This window comes from Secundilactobacillus collinoides DSM 20515 = JCM 1123 (assembly GCF_001435975.1).
GTDB lineage: Bacteria > Bacillota > Bacilli > Lactobacillales > Lactobacillaceae > Secundilactobacillus > Secundilactobacillus collinoides.
In genome coordinates this window covers 1-21,520 of the sequence record NZ_AYYR01000127.1, presented here as the reverse complement: position 1 = coordinate 21,520, position 21,520 = coordinate 1, and the positions used below count along the sequence as shown (strand labels likewise).

The following is a 21,520-nucleotide window of genomic DNA, read 5'->3' as shown; positions in this document are numbered from 1 at the left end:
TATAAAGTTAATCTTGCTTAGTGTATCATGATTTAATAATTGAGATAAGGGTATCGGCAACATGGATACCATGATTCCGACACCGTTGACTGATCAAAACAAGACGCACGTCCTATATCTTTACTTCATCAAAAAAGACCCAGGTGTACTTAAACAAACGTACAGTCAGGTCTTCACTTTTACCTACTTGTTGTCGCTTGATTCGTCTGAATCATCAGTCGGTGTTTGGTTCTCCGGCTGCGTCGTTGATGGTTTTTCAGCGTTGCTATTACTCGTTGAAGAGTCGTCAACACTATCAGAATTGACATCATCGTTGAGCGGTGCTTCTTCACCAACTACCGTGACTGGGTCATCCGTGTCCTCACGTTGTCCCGCAGCCAGTTTCACATAGTAGTTCGCCATTGTTTGTTGATAATAGGGTTGAACCCAGAATATCGGCAGCACAACAACGCATGATAAAAACCAAAGAATGAAACTCAGGCTCAACACGAAGTATTCAGCTTTGTGCCCATCCATCATTTCACGGCTCTTAGTAATGGCATCCATGAAACTGATTTTGTGCCCCTGGTCAAGATAATCACGGTAAATATAAATGGCTTGAGAATAGGAAAAACTCTTGATAATACCAGGTACGATCAATAGCAGTGACCACAGAAACGTTAAGATACCAGTGACAATCATCAGTCCAATTGTGCCAATGAAGTAGTCCCCACTATTTGCAATGGTAAACGATTTGCTGACAGGTGCGTCATAGTCCCCAACCCCACGGGCAAGGTCGATCATCACGAAAGTAACGCCAACCATAATCAATGAGCTGGCAAATGAAATGATCCACGCCCAGTGTACAACATTAACGTTTCTAATATCAGCAACTGTTTGTGCAACCCCCGTTGCAATTTGTAAAATATAAAAAGGCAACAGTAAGACCAGATAAAACTTAAAGTGGCCGTTGATCAGATCCTTCGCTTGTCCCTTTAATTCAGCACGATTCATAATACTTTCCCTTTCAATCTGCACTATAAATTCAGTGTACCAAACTTTGTTAAAAACCCCTAGCAACTAGTCGATTGCCGCAATGCTTAGATTATAAGACAAGGTAGAAGCCTTGAAATATCAGCAATCATACAACTTAATCCCCACCCATTTTGTGGCCACGACCCAGACCACCACAAACCGCCAAATGGCATTGAATTGTTTAAAAATTGTGGGTACAGTTTCTATATACGATAAAAAAGTCCGACGTGTTTTTATTCGACGAACTTTTTTGGTATTACTTGGGCAAGAATCCTGAGTGCAGAAACTGTGCCTTGACCGCGGTTTAATTTTTTTGTCTGCCTGGTTATCTGGCTTATAAGTGCTGCAAACGGTTATTTGGGTAACACGGTTTTTGCTGATCTTTTTTTCTACACGTTCAAAACCGCTCTTTCTTGGCATCTGTGCGGAAACGAGTATGCTAAATTTCGAAACCGTTCTTTCTTAGCATCTGTGTCGAAACGAGTTCCAGGAAGCAGAGACCGGCCACGTAAGCCCAATTAGTGGCAAATCCAAACCCGGGATTTCCCACTAATTGGGCTTACGTTCTGGTCTCTAAACGCTTCCTTCCACTCTCTGGTTTCTGATATTTTTAATAAAGGCCCGATGTCCAGCGGCGTCCTACTGTTCTCGAGTCGAAACGAGCTCCCGGGAAGCAGGGAGTTGCACATAGGTGATTGCGAGCACTAAAGCAAAACCCGTGCTTTAGTACTCACAATCACCTATGCTCCACTCCCTAACCGCTTCCTTCCGCTCTCTACATCACAAACTTAATCACGCCCAACGAAACCACACCAACAATAACAATAATCATCAAATTCTTTGAAATTACGGCGCTGATCACGGTCGGTACGCTTGCTAAGATATTTTCCACGTTCAGACTTGGTAACGACCCTAGGTGCTGCACCAGCAAGCTTTCGACCCACAAGGCAGTCATAATACTGATCGGCACAAAACTAAGAAAGTTGACCACGATTTTGGGCAGCGTGAATTTTTTTAATAAAACAAAAGGAGTGATCCGTGAGAGCCACGTCACCAAGCCGCTGAACAGGATGACTAACAGAACGTATTTATCTAAAGACATGTTTTAAAGTCACCCCAAACGTGCACCCTAACAGCGCAACAAGTAATAGTAAGATATTTTCTGGTATCAGGGCCATTCCCAAATACATGATGACCGCCACGAAACCGACGACGCTGAACTGAATGCCTAGCCGAATTGCCTTATCCGTGATGATCTGCAGGTATAACAATCCGATAAACATGGCCACCAAGGCAAAACCAAGGCCAAACTGCTCCGGATTCGTAATGAGGTTGCCCAGAGCACCGCCGATACCGGATGCCGCGAACCAGGTTAAATAGGCCGTTAAGTTAGCACTATTAAACCAGGAATATGCGAGTCTATGTTCGGTGTAGTTCAGCTTATTCATACTCAGAGCAAATGTTTCATCCGTCAGTAAGGTGCCGATCCAAATGTTCCGCACCATACTTTCCTTCTTCATATAGGGTGCAATCACTGTGCTCATTAGAATCATCCGCGAGTTCACCAAAAAAACCGATAACACGATTGATAAAATATTTGCATGGAGCGCCACCATGCTGACGATCACAAACTGTGCCGATCCGGCATATGTAATAAGTGACATGAGCAAGATTTCCAGTACACTCAGGTGGTTGGACTGGCCAATGATTCCGAATGCGACGCCAATGCCAATGTACCCAAACGCTGTTGGAATCGTATCCTTAAACCCAGTCCGTGCGGTTAAATCACCGGTCACTTTCATCATCCCCTAATTTAGACATAATCTTATCTTATGGGAGAAGTACCTGTCATGTCAACGTTAATTCCATAATTGTTTCTTCCTATATAATTGCCAGACTGCGATAAGATTAGAGAAAAATAAGACCAATATTTTTTCAACGAACTGCTAGTACCCTGTTTCCACAAGTGTATACTAAATGTAATCGATTTCTTTTTGAAGGGGGAACGTTTATGTATACAGCAAATCCAACCCGTTACGACAAAATGGTTTACAACCACCTTGGTAATAGCGGTTTACAACTCTCCGCGTTAGGCCTTGGCCTGTGGCATAACTTCGGCAGTGTTGATCCGTATGATAACCAACGCGCCATTATTCAACAAGCATTTGATTTAGGAATCACCTATTTCGATCTGGCCAACAACTATGGCCCCGTTCCAGGCAGCGCTGAGGAGAACTTCGGTCACATTCTGGCCACCGACCTCAAGCCCTATCGTGATGAAATCGTCATCGCTAGCAAAGCTGGTTATGTCATGTGGCCTGGCCCGTATGGTAACTGGGGCTCTCGCAAGAGTATCATTGCCAGCGCGGACCAAAGTTTGAAGCGCATGGGGCTCGACTACGTTGATATTTTCTACACCCACCGCCCAGATCCCAACACGGATGTTTTTGAGACAGCTCAAGCACTAGACACGCTCGTCCGGCAAGGTAAAGCGCTCTACATCGGAATTTCTAACTATAGCGGTTCCCAAACGGAAGCCATCATCAAGTGCTTTAAACAATTACACACACCGTTTGTAATTCATCAGCCGCGCTACAATATGTTCAACCGTCAGCCAGAAAAGGACCTCTTCCCAGTCCTGAAGGCTAACAACAAAGCAGCGGTAGGCTTCAGTTCACTCTGCCAGGGCTTGTTAACCAACAAATACCTGAATGGTATTCCTGAGAACTCAAGGGCTGCCAGCAGCAACAGTCCCTTCCTGCACCCAAGTCAGGTCGAACAAACGCTGAAGACCGTCAAAGCGTTAAATGAAGTTGCGCAGTCCCGTAACCAAACCTTGGCCGAAATGGCACTGGCTTGGAACTTGCGGAACCCTGAGATGGCCTGCGTCTTGATTGGGGCGAGCCGTCCTGAACAGTTGGTAGACAACGTTAAGGCGCTTGATCACCTAGACTTTTCAACCGATGAATTGGCTCAAATCGACCAGATATTGGCTGCTCAGCCAGGGGTTGATTGGGCTTAAACTAATACGACACACAAAAAGGAACCGTCAATCTATCCGGTTCCTTTTTTGTTGCCGTTTTTATGACCAATCATCATTAAAATTGATCGTTGTAAGGTGATTTAAGAACGTGTCAGTCAGTGGTCTTTACTGAAACGTTATTTTCAAAGGAATGACCGCAGTCTGATCACCCCTCCGTTACAGCCCAAACTTTAGCGCGAGATTGAAACAGTTTCCGTGCACGTTTAAACTCAAATCGCTTCACACGCTTACACTTCATCAATCAGAAACAGCCTTGAACTAAAGTCAGCATCCTTCCTTGAATCAGTTGTCCCATCAAAGTTGTGATCCAGGAACAATCCCGCGTTCATCAGTTCATCGCCGTAGTAGGTGTGCTGTCCTTCATTGACACGATACTGCTTATTGGGATCCAACCCTTTCAACTTCAACCGCAGATACGCGGCGTTCGGTCGGTTCAAGATCTGATACCGTACGGCAATGGCGTGGCTTTGACTATCGTCCACTGCGATCCAGCTCATCACGTTGTGGTCTTTTTCAAACGGGCTCGTGATTCGGTACAATTTCCCAAATTGGAAAACGGACCGGTGTTCCTTGTAGAACGCCACCTGGTGCTGAATCGTTGCACTATCAGCTGCGGATAGCTTCGAAATATCCAGTTCATACCCGAAAGCGCCAAAGAAGGCAACGTTGGCACGGGTTTCAAGCGGGGTATGCCGTCCAATTTGTTCGTTTGGTGAAACGGAGACGTGCGCGCCCATCATTGATTGCGGGTAGCCGTAAGAAGTTCCGTACTGAATCTTGATACGTTCAACGGCATCCGTATCATCACTCGTCCACGCTTGGGGTGCGTAATACATCATCCCCAGATCGAACCGGCCGCCGCCAGAGGCACAGGATTCAAATAGGACATCCGGAAAAGCCTTGGTTAGCCGGTCGTACAGCTGATAGACACCTAAAATGTAACGGTGCGGCAGCTCCAACTGTTGGTCTACCGGCAAACTAGTGCTGAACAACTCAGTGATGTAGCGGTTCATGTCCCACTTCACGTAATCCAGTTTCGTGTCGGCCATCACCTTGCTCATCATATCATACAGGTAATCAACCACTTCTTGGCGACTAAAGTCCAGCACATACTGGTTCCGCCCCGGCGTCATCCGGCGTTCTGGTGCGTGGATGGCCCATTCAGGGTGGGACCGGTAAAGTTCACTGTCGATAGAGACCATTTCCGGTTCAAACCACAGTCCAAACTGTAGCCCTAAATGATGCACCTTAGACGCAAACTCGCCGATACCGTTTGGCAGCTTGCTGTGGTCGACAAACCAGTCTCCTAACGACGTGTGGTCGTCGTCCCGGTGACCGAACCAGCCATCGTCCAGGACAAACATCTCAATGCCAAGTTCCTTGGCTTTGCGGACGATCTTCAATAATTTGTCCTCATCAAAATCAAAGTACGTTGCTTCCCAGTTATTGACCAGTATCGGCCGTTCTTTACGGACATACTGTGAATTGACAAGGTGCGCTGCATAGAACTGGGCAAGTTGCTGACTCAGCTGGTTCATGCCGCGTGCCGTGTAACTAAACACACATTCCGGTGTCTGGAAACTGGCATCAGGCATTAACTGCCAAGCAAAGGCTTCGGGGTTGATGCCAATCAAAACGCGACTGGTATCATAGTGATCCACTTCTACTTGGTCTAGAAAATCCCCAGAATAGATCAAATTGAACCCAAAGACACCGCCGCAGTCCACGGTCGTTTCCGGCCGGGCCAGCATCATAAACGGGTTTTGCTGCGGACTGGACGACCCGCGCACACTGTCGATGGCCTGAATGCCCGACCGCAGATGCGTTCGAATGAGATGGCGTTCGCGCGCCCAGCTCCCAGAAAATTGTACCAGGTCATAGTCGGCATCCGGTAAGTCCAGCTGACCACTCAACGCACTGTTGAGCGTAACAGCATCCGTGCCGTGGTTAAGAAACGTGGCACTGCGGACGATGACGTCCTGATTGGGAAAAACGGTGTAGTTCAGCGCTATCTCCAGCTTGGTCAGCCCATCGTGGAGATAGATGACCAGCGTCTCAACGTCGTCTCCAGAATCATCAAAGGTCGAAGGCAACCCTGTTAAACGGCGTTTGCCCTGTTTGACCTCATAGTGGTCATAAACAAAATCCGTGATTCGGCTGCCATTGGCTTGGGTGACCTGATACGCCGGCCGGTGATAATCCCCAGTCCCAAAGGCTGCGTATTCTTGCTTAATGGCGTCAATTTGATACGTTGGCTGATCCAGTGAATAGGCTGGCATAGAATTTCTCAGTTCTCGTTTCGTTAAATTTGCATACTCTGGCCGAACGTGAACCTTGCTGCCGTAATAGAGCTGCCCCAATTGGCCGTTTTCCAATACCTGAAAAATATAACTTGTGGTTGCTGTCTGCAAGTGGAATAACTGGTGTGCTTCATCAACATGAATTGCCAAAATAATGCCTCCTAAAGGTTAGTTTACAGTTTCATTTTAAGCCGATTACCCCTAATCTCAATCCTGAAATTAGGGGTAATTTAGCTTGTTTGATGAGTCAATGATGGTGCGCTTAAACGATTGAAATCAACTGGAAACGTTGCCGGCTGTAAATTATCACGAGCCATGACAACTCGGCAACAATCTGCAGTGCACATATCTTCCTAACACGCAGTCATTTTGACCCTATGATTCATTTGACACCGTCAGCAACTGCTCCCCATGTGCGATAAGGCCCGTTTCATGTGTCAGGGTCAGATTCTTTGCGTGCTCGGTCATGACGACCATAACAGTGTCGTCATAGCCGGCCTTGATGATGGCTGGCCGCCAAAATTCAATCAGCAGGTCGCCCTTCTTCACCCGCTGGTTCTTGTCAACGTAGGACACAAAACCAGTGCCGCGCATGTTGACGGTTCCAATGCCGATATGGATCAGGGTGGCGACCCCGTTATCGGCAACTAAACCAATCGCATGGCGAGTCGGGAAGGTCACCTTAACGACCCCGTCGAACGGTGCGTAAATTCGTCCATCACTGGGTTTGATGGCAATCCCCTGCCCCATTTTACCCGAAGCAAAGTTCTCGTCTGAAACGCTTGTCAGCGGCACTAATTCACCATCGATCGGTGCGTCGTAAGCCAGCTCAGCAGTCCCATCCGTTGCGCTGATGAAGTCCACGTCTTCCCCGAGTGTTTTGCCCCAGGTCTTCTCTAGTTCTTCAACGATCCTAGCATGTTCCTTTTCATCCAAAGTGACCTTCTTAAAGAAGATCAGGGTACCAAGCAGCACTAAAGCTAACGGCACACCGAACATCATCAGCTTGAACACGGTGTGGCCGTGGGTCGTGATTGTTGAAGCCGAGGCGCCAGCGGTCATGCCGGCCCAAACGGCAGTTAGCCCAACGACCCCGTTTGAAATGGCACCACCCATTTTATCCAGCAGTGGCCGAACAGAAAGGGTCAGCGACTCGTCACGGTGGCCGAACTTCAATTGGCCATATTCCACGGAGTCGGTGATGATCATCAACACAACTAAGAAAATCAGTGGTTGCGGGATGTAAAATAACACGGCTGCAATCAGTACCAGTGTCAGTGAATTGCCGGCAAATAAGAAGATGGCCAGGGCAATGACCATGACACCGATGGAAATAAAGAACACGTTACGCCGACTGAATTTTTGTGCCATTGGCGGGAAGGCCAGGACAGCAAAGATCCCGATAATCGCGTTGATGGATGCCAGAATACTGAACTGTGACGCATCGCCTAAGATGTATGTGAAGTAGTACAATTCCAGCGCGTTGGTAATCTGAATGCCGGAAGTATAAAGGGCGTACGTCAATGACAACCACATCAACTGGTCGTTTCGGGTCAACACCTTGAGGACACCCCTGAACGTGGTCTTTTCTTTGTTTTTCCGGAGTTCTGAATGTTTTTCCTTGGTGCCTAAGCCAACAATGACAGCTGAAACAAACGACACGGTGGCGACGACCAGCGCAAAGGCAAACCAGCCGCGGTTATCACCCTGCCCATGGTTGGACACTTGTGAGAACATCAGCACGATCGGCATCACCATGATACCGACAATGTTTGACCCGATGTTTGACCCGACCCGGGCGTACGTCGCCGTCTTTTCACGTTCTCGTGAATCAAATGAAATAGCGGGAATCATGGACCAGAAACCAACGTCCTTAAACGAATAGAAAATATCCATCGTAATGTACAGCACGGTGAAAATAATCAGATACAGCATTGGGTTTGAAGTATTCAGGCCGCCCATGTCAGTGAATAAAATGGCAATGGTAACGGCACTCACTAACCCGCCGCCAACAATCCAAGGTTTGAAATTGCCCCACCGCGTTGACGTGTTGTCAATGGTGTTCCCGATAAACGGGTCAATGGCTAATTCCACAAACCGCAAGATCATTATGATCAGCGTGATGTACCCGATCATCTTCGCGCCGTTAGCACCAGAACTCTTGTCAAACAGGTGCGCCGTCACAAACATGATGAAGTACGTTGACAATGTTGCGTAAAACATATCATGACCAAACGCCCCAAAAGCGTATGAGAGACGTGAGGTAAGGACTTGTCCTTTTCTTTCCATGAGAAACCCCTCTTAATAAACAGTATTGTGGTACGGAATAAACTGACACAATAATGGCAAACGCGGTACCAATAATGACGGGCTGTCGCAGGTACCGCGTGACCCTGTCAGGCTGCATATTTGCAGGCCGGACAGGTATGGGCTTGTGGCTGACCGCAACCGACTACATCGTTTATTAGGAGGTCCCTAATATTATTGTAATCGCTTTCAATCAACCTGACCAGTCCTGATTAGACAGTGGCCTTCTTCAGGGCCTGGGTCGCCTTCAGGGTGGCCTGTGCCGAAGCAAGGCGTGCCACTGGGACCCGGTAAGGCGAGCATGAAACATAGGTGATACCGATTGCGTTAAAGAACGTGATCGAGGCTGGGTCGCCGCCAACTTCTCCGCAGACGCCAATCGGCAGCTTCGGCTTGGTTGAACGTCCCTTTTCAATGGCAATCTTCATTAACGCGCCGACCCCTTCAACATCCACCGTCTGAAACGGATCCGCCGGCAGGATACCCTGTTTGATATACTCCGGCATGAATGAGCCGACGTCATCACGCGAGTAGCCGAAGGTCAGTTGCGTTAAATCGTTGGTTCCAAAACTGAAGAAATCTGATGCTTCGGCAACCTGGTCTGCGGTGACACAGGCGCGTGGCATCTCCATCATGGTACCGATGGTGTAGTCCAACTTAAATTTTTGATCAGCCATCATGGCGGTCAGTTGATCCTCGACCAATTGACGAACCCAGGCCATTTCGGGCTTCGAATCCGTGAGCGGAATCATGATATGCGGGTGCACTTCAAGCCCCTCATCATGTAACCGCAGCACCGCCGTCATAATCGCCCGGACCTGCATCTGGTAAATATCCGGGAAAGTAACGGCTAACCGGTCGCCCCGGTGCCCCAGCATTGGGTTTAATTCTTTCAGGGCGTTTGTCCGTTCGCGTAATCGTTCGGGTGAAAGTCCAATTTGTTGTGAGACTGCTTGAATCTCGTTTTCATCGTGCGGTAAAAATTCATGCAACGGCGGGTCGAGTAACCGAATCGTGACGGCTTTGTCGCCGGCCAGTTTGTACAACTGGTAGAAATCGTCCTGCTGCATCCGTTGCAATTCAATTAGCGGTGCTTTACGTCCCGCTGCGTCTTCAGCTAAGATCAACCGTCGCATCTGCAACAGCCGCTCCGGTTTGAAGAACATGTGCTCCGTCCGGGTCAGTCCGATACCATCGGCGTCAAAATCCAGCGCCTTTTGAAAGTCCTGCGGCGTATCGGCGTTGGTATAAACGCCCATGGTCGCCGTTTCCTTGGCCCAGTCCAGGAGCGTTGACAACTCGCCCTTGACCGTCGCATCACTGGTTGCTAACTGACCCAAGTACAGGTCGCCAGTGGTGCCGTCGACTGAGACCCAGTCGCCTTCGTGAATTTCCTGATTGTGGACAACGGCTTTCTTCGACTGATAGTCCACGTTAATTTCGTGGGCACCAACCACACCAGTGGATCCCATGCCGCGGGCAACCACGGCCGCGTGGGAAGTCATCCCACCCCGTGATGTCACAATGGCTTGACTGGCGATCATGCCTTCAATGTCTTCCGGTGAGGTATCCTGGCGCATCAAAATGACCTTTTTGCCGGCCTCAGAAGCGGTCTTTGCGTCGGCTGCGGTAAAGTAGACCTGACCAGTCGCTGCGCCTGGCGAAGCAGGCAGACCAGTGGTGAGTACGGATTGTTTTGCCAAGTCTTGCGCATCAAATTCGGGGTGCAACATGGCCGACACTGATTCCGGATTGATTCGGAGCAGTGCTTCGGCCTCACTGATGAGCCCTTCATGAACAAGATCTACCGCGATTTTCACGGCAGCATATGGTGTCCGCTTACCATCCCGAGCCTGCAGCAGATACAGCTTACCGTGCTCAATTGTAAATTCAAGATCCTGCATGTCGCGATAGTGTGCTTCCAGCTTAGCCGCAATCGTTGCGAACTGGTTGTACATTTCTGGCATATCGCGCTTTAACACATCGATCGACTGCGGCGTCCGAATACCAGCCACCACGTCCTCGCCCTGCGCGTTCAACAGGTACTCGGCGAACAGCTGCTTCTCGCCGGTTGCGGGGTTTCGCGTAAAGGCCACACCGGTACCGGAATCTTCACCAGCGTTACCAAAGACCATCTCTTGAACATTCACCGCAGTGCCGAGGTCTTCAGAAATGTGATTTTGTTTCCGGTAAACTTGTGCCCGGTGGTTGTTCCAAGATTCAAACACCGCGTTAATGGCAGCCAGTAATTGGTCTTTCGGGGATTGTGGAAACGCCGGCACATTGCCGGTGCCATACTGGGCTTTAAACGCCTGAACGATTTGTCTTAAGTCATCCGTGGTCAGATCCAGATCACTTTCGTAGCCCTTTTGCTGTTTCATATCGGTTAATATTTGGTCGAACCCGTCCTCTGACAGGCCATACACCACATTGCCGAACATGGCCAGCAAGCGACGGTAACTATCATAAGCAAACCGCGGATTGTGCGTCATTTCAGCGAGCGCAACGACGGTCTCATCGTTTAACCCGATGTTTAAGATGGTATCCATCATGCCGGGCATAGAAATGGCCGCTCCCGAACGCACCGAGATAAGTAGTGGATTCGTCTGACTGTTGAATGTCTTGCCAGTCGTTTGACTCAGCTGGTCAAGTGCTGTATCCAGCTCCGTGAGTAACGCGTCACTTAAACGCTGGTGTTCTTGATAATCATGACAAGCTTCCGTCGTTAACGTAAAGCCGTGAGGGACGGGCAAACCGAGGTTGGTCATTTCAGCAAGATTGGCACCCTTGCCGCCGAGCAACCCACGCATATTCATATTACCTTCCGAAAACGCATAGATTTGTTTTGTCATATAACCACTCTTTCTGCAAATAACACGTTACATTTGCTTGTTTATAATTTATATTAAACGTGATTAAAATGCAAGTGGATTTCGTTAATAAGTGCTAGTAACGCTGTTATATCAGCATATGTAATTTTTGTATTCATCTTTAATGTTACGTCTTTTTTATGAAATCCATGGTATTTATTGCCATTATTATGAGACAAATTGAAAAACACAGTGTTTTCAATTCGATTCTTATCCCATTCTTGCGCTTTCATACCACTGATTGACCAGTCAAAAAGCGCATGCAGTTGTGACTGCATGCGCTTTTTTAAGTTGTGCTTCAGTTGAATATAGCAGGTTAATCGTGGTGATGCTAACAAAATGTTTGCTTTCTTCCGCTGGCCTTGTTCAAGTGATTCGCAGGGCCGAAATCTTGGTTCGGGCTAAATGACCCTCGTGGTTAAATGATCAATAGCCTCATTATCGATGATCTGCACTGATCTCATCTGCTCGGTGCTTAACCAACGATTTTGGCTGAAAGTAAGTGTCATGTAACAGTATTAAGGTCCAAATACGATGGTGCTTAACCCTGTTCAATAAAATACTGAAAAATCCGATTTTTAGTGATCCGGCCCACCAATTTCGATGAATCTTGCTTATCCACAATGGGGAGTGAATCCACCATGTGTTTCAGTAATAATTTGCCCACTGAGACCAACGTCATATCTGCGGTTACCGTCACGATGTTTGGCATCCGCGTCATAATGACGCTCACCAGCATTGATTCGGCATTATTGTTATTGAAACTGGCTCGCAATAGATCCTTTCGGGACATCAACCCGACAAGCTTGCCATCTTGATCGACCACGTACAGTGAACCAACGTCATCTAAAAAGAGTTTGCTGACCGCCTCGGCCAACGTTGCGTTATCGCGAATTGTCACCGGTGTCTGCATGATATCAGCAATCTGTTTTTCGTACAGTTCACCGTAGTTCAAGCCAACCTGCTGTTCGCCGCGATACACGTAGCCAACTTTTGGCCGTGCATCCAAAATTTCCACGGCCGTTAACAGTCGCAGATCACCGCGGATCGTAGGCACACTTAAATTCAGCCGTGTAGCGATGGTTTCACCAGTCATCGGACTAGTTTCTTTTAACATCTTAATAATGGTTTGTTGCCGTTCTGTAAGTTCCACAATTCCGCCCCCGAGTCCTGCTGTCGTAACGGTTTACGCGTTTATTTTAAACCGGCAGCGTATTTTATACCGCAATTATAACATTAATATGACGTTCTATTACAAATAAATCACCTCAGAAATAACAAAATAGCTATGAACACTGTCAAAACGGTATTCATAGCTATTTTAATTAATCGGACCAATTTAATTTACCAAAGATAATCTACTGGATTTTTGATTGTTGCATCGTAAACATCCTGAACAATGCCCATCTCTTCAGCCGTCAGGGCTGGCAAGGCTGAGGCGCGTGTGTTGCGTGCAATTTGAGCTGGGGTGCTGGCACCGGGAATTACTGCTGAAACCGCGTCATACATCAAGATATAGCGTAGTGCCTTGCCTGCCAAATCATCCGTTCCAAGCTTCTCCTTCAACACTTGAGCGGCTTTTACACCCGTTAAATAATCCACGCCAGAAAAAGTCTCACCCTTATCAAACAACTCACCGTTCCGGTTTGTAGTCCGGTGATCTTCGGGACCAAAGTTAGTGTCAGCCGTAAATTTTCCTGTCAGCAGACCACTTGCCAGCGGCACCCGCGCAAGGATCCCAACGTTGTTTTGCTTAGCCAGGTCAAAGAACAAGCGGGATGGGCGGAGACGGAACATGTTAAAGATGATTTCAACAGCTGAAATATTGTAATCCATAGCTTTGATGGCTTCTTCAACACGTTCAACGCTGACCCCGTAGTTTTTGATTTTACCGCTCTTTTTCAGCTCATCCAAGGCAAAAAACATCTCCGGATCATAGTAAGTCATGATTGGAGGACAGTGCAGCAATACCATGTCCAACGCGTCTACGCCCATATTCTTTAAAGACTCATCCACATACCTTTGCAAATGTGCAGGATTAAAATGAGCCGCGCTTAACGGCATTTCTTTGCGGCCGATTTTAGTTGTAAAGTGCACGTCAGGGTGCGCGTTCACAAATTTCCCAACGGCCTGTTCACTTTGCCCATCTTGATATCCGTCCGCGGTATCAAAAAAGTTGACACCCTGCGAATAGGCTTCAGCTAACGTGTCCTCCGCATCTTTCGCGCTAAATGGAGCGCCCCACTTGCCGCCTAACTGCCAAGTGCCAAGGGATACTTCACTTATGTTGAAACCAGTCTTACCCAATGTCCGATACTTCATGATAGCGTCCTCCCAGAATTGTATTTATTTCTATCATGCCACATTTGTAGGGAAGTTAAAAGGAAGCGTGCAGCGCAAGGCGTTTTGAGGGCGAAGCAGAAGGGATGCAGACTCGAAAAAAATACCAACTTTTTTTGGCCAGAATCTCTGCTCACCTCTGTAGCAGCCCTTAACCAGACGAGCATGCTGCGCCCTAATTGCTAAAAAGGCTGCTGAAAACCACCTATTTGCGCGTAGAAAAAGGCTTGTGACAAACCACTAAGCAGTCTAAAAAGATGGTTTTGATGTACCCAGTCTATCTTTTCTAGATGTGACAAACGGCTGCGCCCGGCCGTATAAAAGCACCCCCAATCGAAACCCAGAATGGATTTTGATTGGGGGTGCCTCAACATTATAGGCGAAAAATTGCTTTTGCCCCACTCTCAACCGATAAGTGTACATCGCTGTACACCTTACTTGTTAAGAAACTGCTTCTCTGCAGCCTTACGCGCTGCACTGGCTTCCACCATGGTCGGGAAACTCTTCATTAACACATACTTCTTATTCACCATCAATCTTGCGAACCACTTGCCCGTCTGTTTGTCGAAAGACACCCCCACGACACCGGACTTGTTTCTGCTCGACTGATGGACCGAACTATATGCGATGCCTTGCCTAGTCGTCAGCTGGTCGGTTTGTCCAACGTAATGCTGAAACTGTGCGTTTTTTTGCACGCGTTTTTTCGATAATTCTCGTCGTAAACAGCCGCAGCTCCTAGTTGTCCCAGAGCGCAGCCGAACCCCATCAACCACTACCCGCTCGCCACAGTCACACTGACACAACCACATTGCATTTTGGTTGACCGCATTGCGACTGTCAAATTGAAGGACGACTAACCGGCCAAAACGGCGGTTAGTCAGGTCAATTCGCTTGCTCACGATGGTTTACCTCTATTCTGATTCTTTTATTGTCGTTAACGTGCATCAGTGTCATGAAACTGATTTAAATGACATCTTAGTACCCGCAAATTTCAATAACAACAAGAAACATTATGACATGGCAAATAAACAAATGCAATTCAATTTTCAGGGGTTATTTCAAAATTATGATGTGTCAATTCTTCCCTTGAAACTCGTTTTCATTGCGTTATAATTTATAATGGTTCTAAACAAAGAAACGATACAGGGTGATAAGGAGGAATTTTATGTCTAAATTTGTTTCCTGTTTCTTTTTTGCGTTTTATCTGGTACTGCTCTGGGCCGTCTTTTCGATGCATAACATGCTGGCCATGCAGATGATGGCGATCGGCATGTTATTGGAGGCTGCGATTGGGTTAATTCACGCTTTTAAGCGACCCTGAGTTCTTCAGATTTTATTAGCAACCAAGTTTATGTTAAATTGAAACTGGTACCGTTTACAAAATTGATTCAATACTGGAGGGTTTTCTATGACAGAAAAAGTCTACACCGACTACTTCTATAACGAATCGGCATTCAACACCCACGATGGCGGGTACATTCCAATGGAAGTACCTGACATCCCGCAACAGCAGCTCCGAATTCCGGAGCTGTTACACCCTGACAAAGAAACCGACACCGACATGTACTACACCTTGACCGCTCAGGAAGGTGAAACGCAATTGTTGCCCGGCGCCAAGACCAAGACCTGGGGCTTCAGTGCCCCGCTGCTCGGTAAAACAATTGTCCTAAAAAACGGCAAAACGATTCACATGCACCTGCAAAATCACTTACCGGAAATGACCACTTTTCACTGGCACGGCTTAAACATTCCCGGTCCAATCGAAGACGGCGGCTGTCACGCACCCGTTTATCCAGATGGACATCGTGACATTAAATTCAAGATTCATCAACCGGCTGCCACGGTTTGGCTTCACGCACACCCGTGTCCAGAAACGGCCTATCAAGTTTGGCGGGGGCTTGCTGCCCCGGTTATCGTCCAAGACGACGTTGAATCAAAGCTACCCTTCCCACGAGATTACGGTGTCGACGATATTCCGCTGATTTTGCAGGACCGGCACTTCCACGAAAACAACCAGTGGGACTACCGGGCCGACTATGATCCGGATGGCGTTCAGGGGCCAACACCAATGATCAATGGAACTGTTAACCCCTACTTCGACGTAACCACCCAAAAATTGCGGTTGCGGATTCTCGATGGCGCGAACCGACGTGAATGGCGGTTGCACTTCAGCGATGATTTGGCATTCACCCAGATTGCTTCTGATGACGGCATCTTACCAGAACCCGTTCACTTCACGCACCTGATGACGACCTGTGCGGAACGGCATGAAATCATCGTCGACTTTAGTAACTACAAGCCGGGCGATGAAGTCATCCTCTATTCTGACGACACACCGTTAGTTCACTTCCGAATTCACGAGTTTGCACCCGATAACACCACGTTGCCAGACCACCTTGTCGATATTCCAGACTACGAACCAGATCCAGACATGCCACTGCATAAAGTAGTGATGTCCGGAATGGACGAATGGGTGATGATTGACGGCAAGAAGTTCAGTATGCAGCGAATCGACTACAAGATGCCAATCAATAAAACGCAATTGTGGGATATTTCGAACACCAACGATATGAATGGTGGTATGATTCACCCCTTCCACATGCACGGACTGGCCTTCACCATCGTTTCAAGAAATGGCAAGGCGCCGTATCCAAACGAACATGGCTTAAAGGACGTCATCGCGGTCAACCCGGATGAACACGTGGTCATCAAGGTCCGCTTCACGGTCCCAGGTGTCTTCATGTACCACTGCCACATCATCGAACACGAGGACGGCGGCATGATGGCCCAAATTCAAGTCTACGACCCAAAGGAACCGGATAAGAAGTACGATTTAATGGATCACGAAACCTTAATGAAGGCCTTCGCGGAAGAACGTGGCGTCGATATGAAGGATCTTTGGTTAGGTGGTATGGGAAGTTATGAGAAGATGGGAATGACCATGTAAAGCACGTGGAAGTAGGCAGTTAAGAGACGGGGCCTAAGTGACTTTAGGCAGAAATTCCCGGTTCTGGAATTTGCGCCTGAAGTCACTTAGGTGCACCCTCTTGCCTCCTGGAACGCGTTTCGGCAATATGACTACGAAACCACGTGGCAACCACAACTCAGGCAAATCAAACAAAAAGTCCGGTTTTGACTTTTAGTTCAGCTTCCGTTATGCTTGTGCCCCTTGCCTTGCGCAACTCGTTTAGTCGATGAAGCCCCAATTCAAATGAATAAAAGCATCCAAATCAAAAAAGAGCAGACAGCCAACAGCCGTCTGCTCTTTTCATTTACCTCAATCCCGTCATTCCCGCATCATATTCTGACGGCACTTCTCCAACAAGGTTGTCAAAGTCGCAATCTCATCCACACTCAACCCCTGCGTCAGCCGCGCTTCGACCTGCCCATAATCGTGTTCAAATGCCTCATGGTGTTTGATCATATCCTGTCGTGCCTCGGGCAGCAAAACGACTTGCTTATACCGCTTGTCTTCAGCTACGGGAATCACGTCCACAAACCCATTTTGTTTCAGCCGCTTCACCAAACCGTTAATTGTCGGCCGGCTTAAATTAAAAATCGTTTCCAAATCACGCTGATAGATCACTTTATTTTTATGATCAAACAGGTACGACAATAACCCGAATTGTGAACTTGTAAGTTTCGGCGCTTCCTTGGGTTTTCCCAGCTGATTTGTCAGTTGACGTTCAAACTGGGTGTTGATTGCTTTAATAATTGGCCCTAATCGCTGTGTGGTCGTGGTGCTCACCTTCTTTTTTCTATTTAAATATGAACCTTTAAAAATAATGCTGATTATTGTCGCTAATGATTCGATTCAACTGGCAGCCAAGTAAAATCGGCCAACCAAGAATCAATGGCAACGTAACACTTTGTATTGCCACGATTAATAACCGGTGACGCAAGTGTGCGGTTACGCCGTTAATTTTTCAAACTGACTATTGTAAAGATTAGCATAGAATCCCCGCTGCGTCATGAGTACGTCGTGGGTTCCAGATTCAATGATCTCGCCGTCCTTTAAGACAAGGATCATGTCAGCGTTCTTAATCGTTGATAACCGGTGCGCAATGACCAGTGACGTTCGTCCCTTGGTCAGAACATCCATTGCCTGTTGCAGCTGTTCTTCGGTCCGGGTGTCGACAGAGCTTGTGGCTTCGTCCAAAATCAGCATGGCTTTGTTACGAACCAATGCCCGCGCAATGGTCATCAGTTGTTTTTGGCCAACCGAGAGGGTCACCGAATCATCTAAAACGGTATCGTAACCGTCCGGCAGTGTTTTGATGAAGTGGTCGATACCCACCGCCTTTGCCGCGGTATACACCTGGTCATCGCTAATCGTTGTCTGGTTGTATTTCAAATTTGTCATGATGGTATCTTCGAATAACCAGGTATCCTGCAGAACCATATCAAACTGGTTACGGATGGTTTCCTTTGTCAACCGATCAACTGGGACGCCATCAATTTTAATACTGCCCTGCTGGTAGGCATAATAACCCATCAGCAAACTGATCAGCGTCGTTTTTCCTGAACCTGTCGGACCAACGATAGCGACTTTTTGCCCTGGTTTTACATGAGCAGTAAAGTCTTTGATGATCGGCACATCCTTGTTGTAACCAAAGCCAACGTGGTCAAAATCAATTTGACCCTTAATTGGTGTCGTCAATTTTTCTGGTGAATTGACCACGGGTTCTTCATCTTCATCCAAAAATTCAAAGACCCGGTGCAGTGCGGCTTGTGCCGATTGCAGGCCGGCAAACGCCTGGGTGATTTGTGACAGGGGCTGGGTAAAAATACGCACGTAGACCATAAAGGCAACAACAGTGCCAATCGAAATCGTGCCATTTAATACCAGCAGCGCGCCGACAACACTGACCGCCACGTAACTAAAGTTGCCAATAAAGGTCATGAGCGGTTGCATGATTCCAGAAATAAACTGTGACCGCCAAACGCTGTCGTACAGGCTGTCATTCAACCCTTTAAACTTCTGTCGCACGTTATCCCCGTTGTTATACGTTTTAACTACTTCGTGCCCGGTGTAGACTTCCTCAACGTACCCGGAAACGGCAGCCAATTTGTTTTGTTGAGCCATGAAGTACTTCTGGGAATGCTTTAGTAAAGCCATGGTACCAAACATACCCAGCAAGGCTGAAACGACGGCGGTGAGGCTCAGCATCCAATTTGTAAAACTCATCATGATGATGGTCCCAACAATCAGAACGCTGGAGGAAACAACCGTCCCCAGACTTTGGTTCAGCGATTGGCCGAACGTATCCAAATCGTTAGTCACCCGACTTAACGTATCGCCTTCATCGTGCTGATCAAAGTACCGCAACGGCAGCACGTTGATTTTGCGGCTGATTTTTGTCCGCAAGTCACGCGTAAAATTCTGCGAAACGTTGGCCATGATAAACCCTTGAGTGTAGGACATGACGGCCCCAACGACATAAATGATACCCAGAATAAGTACGATATGACCAATTTTCATCAGGTCAATGCTGCCATGTAGCCCGGCCGAAACTAGGTTCGTAATCTTACTCAGTTGATTGGGACCGATAATCGTTGAGATACTGCCCAACATCGCAAACACGATGGCAGCAATCATGGCGATCAGGTACGGTCGACCGTATCTTTTGATGCCCGTAATTATGTTTCCCTGTTGTGTTTGCATTAGGCAAGTTCCTCCTTTGATAGTTGTGAGTAGGCGATTTCTTGATAGACTTTATTATCCGCCAGCAGCGATTTGTGTGTGCCAATACCAGCGACCTTACCCTGATCTAACACGATGATCTGGTCGGCATCCATAACGGTACTGATTCGTTGGGCAACAATTATTTTAGTCGCATCACGATGCTTTTCACGCAACGTTTGCCGCAGTTTTCGGTCCGTTGCGTAATCTAACGCAGAAAACGAATCGTCAAACATTAAAATTTCAGGTTTGCGAGCAACTGCCCGTGCGATGGCCAACCGCTGTTTCTGCCCACCAGAGTAATTATCCCCGTGCTGGGCAACCGGTGCGTCTAACTGCTCTGACGACGTCATCACGAAATCGGCGGCTTGGGCGGCTTCCAACGCATCATGAATTTGGTTATCCGTCATCGGTTCTGATTTATTGGTGCTGGTTCCAAAGTCGATGTTCGACCGTACCGTCCCGCTAAACAGAACTGCTTTTTGCGGTGCGTAGCCGATCTTGTTGTTTAACGTTTTTTCTGTGTACGCGTTCACGTTGACCCCGTCGATGGTGATGCTGCCACTTGTCAGATCATACCGTCTAGCTAACAAGTTCAAAACGGTACTCTTCCCGCTCCCGGTAGCCCCGATCAGGGCAATCGTTTCCCCAGGTCTCGCCTTAAATGAGAGGTGTTGAATGGCGTTAGCTTCAGCACCGTTAAACTTAAAGCTGACATCGTCAAACACAATTGTTCCCGGTGCCTGCTGCGCTGTCTTATCCATATCCGGGTAAGTAATGCTTGGCGTCACGTCCAGTACTTCGTTGATCCGAGCAGCTGAAACGGTCACCCGCGGCAATAGGACAAAGATAATGGAGAGCAAGAGGAACGCCATAATGATCTGCATCGCATAGGATGAAAAAACGATCATGTTACTAAAAAGGGTCAGCTTCGTTGCGCCAGTCGCTTCATTAATAATCACCGCACCAATTGCGTACACGGCTAGTGTCAGACCGCTGGAAATCAATGTCATTCCAGGGTTCATCAGAGCTAAGACCCGGTTGGCAAACAGGTTGGTGTTCGTCAGGTCATTATTGGCCTTTCCAAACTTAGTATTCTGGTAATTCTCAGCATTATAAGCATGGACGACCCGAATGCCGTTTAAATTCTCACGGGTGATCAAGTTCAGCCGGTCAGTCAACCGTTGAACAATCTTGAACCGCGGCTGAACAAGTGTGAGGATCACAGTCAGCATGAGAATGAGGATCAGCACTGCCACCCCTGTTGCTGTCGTCCATTGCCAGCCCTTGTTGGCAATCTTCATTATTGCCCAGACAACGGTGATTGGTGCCTTGATGATGACCTGCATCCCCATGGCAATAAACTGTTGCAGTTGCGTCATATCGTTCGTGCTCCGAGTCAACAGTGACGGAATTGAAAACTTGCCAATGTCTGCCGTTGAATAATCCAAGACCTGATTAAAGACACTCCGTCGCAAACGGGCAGTAAACCCGCCGGCAACGTGCGCGGCCAGATACCCAACAATCACCGACGAGGCCATGCTCAATATCGAATACAATAACATCGTGCCGCCCGGTTCAAGAATCTGTGCGGCTGTCGTCCCCTTTGTTTCAAGGGCGGTCGTAATTTTAGTCATGTAACCAGGAATTGCCAGTTCAAGACCAACTTGAGCAGCCACGAACAGGATACTGATCAGAATCATCCCGACCTCTTTGCGGTTGAGTCGTTTTAATATTTTAACCATAGCAGCAGCTCCTTTTAATAGATTAATTAGTATGCTAATTATATGAGCAAAAGTTGACTAATCGTACAGTGATTTTCAAGTACGATTAGCATGCTAACTATCTTAACTTGTTTCATTTTCGCTGTCAATGTTTTTACTTGCCAATTTAAAAACAGTTTTTCCATCCTCAATTGTCAAGTTAAGTGCAACACTAATGGCCTATTCTTATAATTGGTCTA

At 47.5% G+C, this 21,520-nt stretch carries 17 protein-coding genes; 4 read left to right on the top strand and 13 right to left on the bottom strand.

Annotation, left to right across the window (positions count from 1 at the left end):
• Positions 1–183: 183 nt before the first annotated feature.
• From FC82_RS15690 to FC82_RS15680, 3 genes are all read right to left on the bottom strand, one after another.
• Positions 184–993 carry a DUF975 family protein gene (locus FC82_RS15690; protein ID WP_054762076.1) on the bottom strand — a complete coding sequence of 270 codons (810 nt, stop codon included), beginning with the start codon at positions 991–993 and terminating at the stop codon, positions 184–186.
• 796 nt (positions 994–1,789) lie between these two features.
• Positions 1,790–2,116 carry an AzlD domain-containing protein gene (locus tag FC82_RS15685; RefSeq protein ID WP_054762079.1) on the bottom strand — a complete coding sequence of 109 codons (327 nt, stop codon included), beginning with the start codon at positions 2,114–2,116 and terminating at the stop codon, positions 1,790–1,792.
• Complete coding sequence (locus tag FC82_RS15680; RefSeq protein ID WP_082620405.1) at positions 2,103–2,810, bottom strand: AzlC family ABC transporter permease; 708 nt, start codon at positions 2,808–2,810, stop codon at positions 2,103–2,105. Before FC82_RS15680 ends, FC82_RS15685 begins: the two co-directional genes overlap by 14 nt.
• 215 nt (positions 2,811–3,025) lie before the next feature.
• On the opposite strand from FC82_RS15680, the gene FC82_RS15675 reads away from it, so the two are divergent.
• A complete protein-coding gene (locus FC82_RS15675) occupies positions 3,026–4,036 on the top strand; it encodes an aldo/keto reductase (protein ID WP_056997458.1) in 1,011 nt (336 codons plus the stop codon).
• A 248-nt stretch (positions 4,037–4,284) separates the two neighbouring features.
• Here the strand turns inward: FC82_RS15675 and FC82_RS15670 are convergent, their stop codons facing one another.
• Complete coding sequence (locus FC82_RS15670) at positions 4,285–6,507, bottom strand: alpha-galactosidase (RefSeq protein ID WP_054762082.1); 2,223 nt, start codon at positions 6,505–6,507, stop codon at positions 4,285–4,287.
• 225 nt (positions 6,508–6,732) lie between these two features.
• Entirely contained in the window at positions 6,733–8,646 is a 1,914-nt protein-coding gene (locus tag FC82_RS15665; protein ID WP_054762084.1) for a sugar MFS transporter, read from the bottom strand.
• A 53-nt stretch (positions 8,647–8,699) separates the two neighbouring features.
• Here FC82_RS15665 and FC82_RS17355 point away from each other — a divergent pair, with 53 nt between their 5' ends.
• Positions 8,700–8,825, top strand: coding sequence for a hypothetical protein (locus tag FC82_RS17355; protein WP_268873512.1), 126 nt, complete (start codon positions 8,700–8,702; stop codon positions 8,823–8,825).
• A 51-nt stretch (positions 8,826–8,876) separates the two neighbouring features.
• On the opposite strand, the gene ppdK is transcribed toward FC82_RS17355, so the two are convergent.
• From ppdK to FC82_RS15640, 5 genes are all read right to left on the bottom strand, one after another.
• Positions 8,877–11,516 (bottom strand): pyruvate, phosphate dikinase, encoded by a 2,640-nt coding sequence (gene ppdK / locus FC82_RS15660; protein WP_054762086.1) that lies wholly within the window; start codon positions 11,514–11,516, stop codon positions 8,877–8,879.
• 53 nt (positions 11,517–11,569) lie between these two features.
• On the bottom strand, positions 11,570–11,812 hold the full coding sequence (locus FC82_RS15655) for a hypothetical protein (protein WP_162260962.1): 243 nt from the start codon (positions 11,810–11,812) through the stop codon (positions 11,570–11,572).
• Positions 11,813–12,075: 263 nt separating this feature from the next.
• A complete protein-coding gene (locus FC82_RS15650) occupies positions 12,076–12,651 on the bottom strand; it encodes a helix-turn-helix transcriptional regulator (RefSeq protein ID WP_235809263.1) in 576 nt (191 codons plus the stop codon).
• Between the two features lie 227 nt (positions 12,652–12,878).
• Positions 12,879–13,856 (bottom strand): aldo/keto reductase, encoded by a 978-nt coding sequence (locus tag FC82_RS15645; protein ID WP_169790586.1) that lies wholly within the window; start codon positions 13,854–13,856, stop codon positions 12,879–12,881.
• Between the two features lie 452 nt (positions 13,857–14,308).
• Positions 14,309–14,773 carry an AP2 domain-containing protein gene (locus FC82_RS15640; RefSeq protein WP_056997455.1) on the bottom strand — a complete coding sequence of 155 codons (465 nt, stop codon included), beginning with the start codon at positions 14,771–14,773 and terminating at the stop codon, positions 14,309–14,311.
• A gap of 266 nt (positions 14,774–15,039) precedes the next feature.
• Here FC82_RS15640 and FC82_RS17040 point away from each other — a divergent pair, with 266 nt between their 5' ends.
• Both FC82_RS17040 and FC82_RS15630 read left to right on the top strand, forming a co-directional pair.
• Complete coding sequence (locus FC82_RS17040) at positions 15,040–15,195, top strand: hypothetical protein (RefSeq protein ID WP_169790585.1); 156 nt, start codon at positions 15,040–15,042, stop codon at positions 15,193–15,195.
• Positions 15,196–15,282: 87 nt separating this feature from the next.
• Entirely contained in the window at positions 15,283–16,821 is a 1,539-nt protein-coding gene (locus tag FC82_RS15630; RefSeq protein WP_054762095.1) for a multicopper oxidase family protein, read from the top strand.
• Positions 16,822–17,160: 339 nt separating this feature from the next.
• Here the strand turns inward: FC82_RS15630 and FC82_RS15625 are convergent, their stop codons facing one another.
• The 3 genes from FC82_RS15625 to FC82_RS15615 all read right to left on the bottom strand — a co-directional run bounded on the left by FC82_RS15625 (position 17,161) and on the right by FC82_RS15615 (position 21,302).
• Positions 17,161–17,622 carry a MarR family winged helix-turn-helix transcriptional regulator gene (locus tag FC82_RS15625; RefSeq protein ID WP_054762097.1) on the bottom strand — a complete coding sequence of 154 codons (462 nt, stop codon included), beginning with the start codon at positions 17,620–17,622 and terminating at the stop codon, positions 17,161–17,163.
• A 162-nt stretch (positions 17,623–17,784) separates the two neighbouring features.
• Complete coding sequence (locus tag FC82_RS15620; protein ID WP_054762099.1) at positions 17,785–19,539, bottom strand: ABC transporter ATP-binding protein; 1,755 nt, start codon at positions 19,537–19,539, stop codon at positions 17,785–17,787.
• On the bottom strand, positions 19,539–21,302 hold the full coding sequence (locus FC82_RS15615; protein ID WP_056997454.1) for an ABC transporter ATP-binding protein: 1,764 nt from the start codon (positions 21,300–21,302) through the stop codon (positions 19,539–19,541). The genes FC82_RS15620 and FC82_RS15615 overlap by 1 nt, the downstream gene beginning before the upstream one ends.
• Positions 21,303–21,520 lie beyond the last annotated feature (218 nt).

Excerpts from the sequence above, each read along its gene's own strand:
- FC82_RS15645 (WP_169790586.1), bottom strand. The coding sequence starts at position 13,856 with ATGAAGTATCGGACATTGGGTAAGACTGGTTTCAACATAAGTGAAGTA.
- ppdK (WP_054762086.1), bottom strand. The coding sequence starts at position 11,516 with ATGACAAAACAAATCTATGCGTTTTCGGAAGGTAATATGAATATGCGT.
- FC82_RS15650 (WP_235809263.1), bottom strand. The coding sequence starts at position 12,651 with ATGTTAAAAGAAACTAGTCCGATGACTGGTGAAACCATCGCTACACGG.
- FC82_RS15655 (WP_162260962.1), bottom strand. The coding sequence starts at position 11,812 with ATGCAGTCACAACTGCATGCGCTTTTTGACTGGTCAATCAGTGGTATG.
- FC82_RS17040 (WP_169790585.1), top strand. The coding sequence starts at position 15,040 with ATGTCTAAATTTGTTTCCTGTTTCTTTTTTGCGTTTTATCTGGTACTG.
- FC82_RS15615 (WP_056997454.1), bottom strand. The coding sequence starts at position 21,302 with ATGGTTAAAATATTAAAACGACTCAACCGCAAAGAGGTCGGGATGATT.
- FC82_RS15690 (WP_054762076.1), bottom strand. The coding sequence starts at position 993 with ATGAATCGTGCTGAATTAAAGGGACAAGCGAAGGATCTGATCAACGGC.
- FC82_RS15630 (WP_054762095.1), top strand. The coding sequence starts at position 15,283 with ATGACAGAAAAAGTCTACACCGACTACTTCTATAACGAATCGGCATTC.
- FC82_RS15685 (WP_054762079.1), bottom strand. The coding sequence starts at position 2,116 with ATGTCTTTAGATAAATACGTTCTGTTAGTCATCCTGTTCAGCGGCTTG.
- FC82_RS15665 (WP_054762084.1), bottom strand. The coding sequence starts at position 8,646 with ATGGAAAGAAAAGGACAAGTCCTTACCTCACGTCTCTCATACGCTTTT.
- FC82_RS15620 (WP_054762099.1), bottom strand. The coding sequence starts at position 19,539 with ATGCAAACACAACAGGGAAACATAATTACGGGCATCAAAAGATACGGT.
- FC82_RS15675 (WP_056997458.1), top strand. The coding sequence starts at position 3,026 with ATGTATACAGCAAATCCAACCCGTTACGACAAAATGGTTTACAACCAC.
- FC82_RS17355 (WP_268873512.1), top strand. The coding sequence starts at position 8,700 with ATGGCAAACGCGGTACCAATAATGACGGGCTGTCGCAGGTACCGCGTG.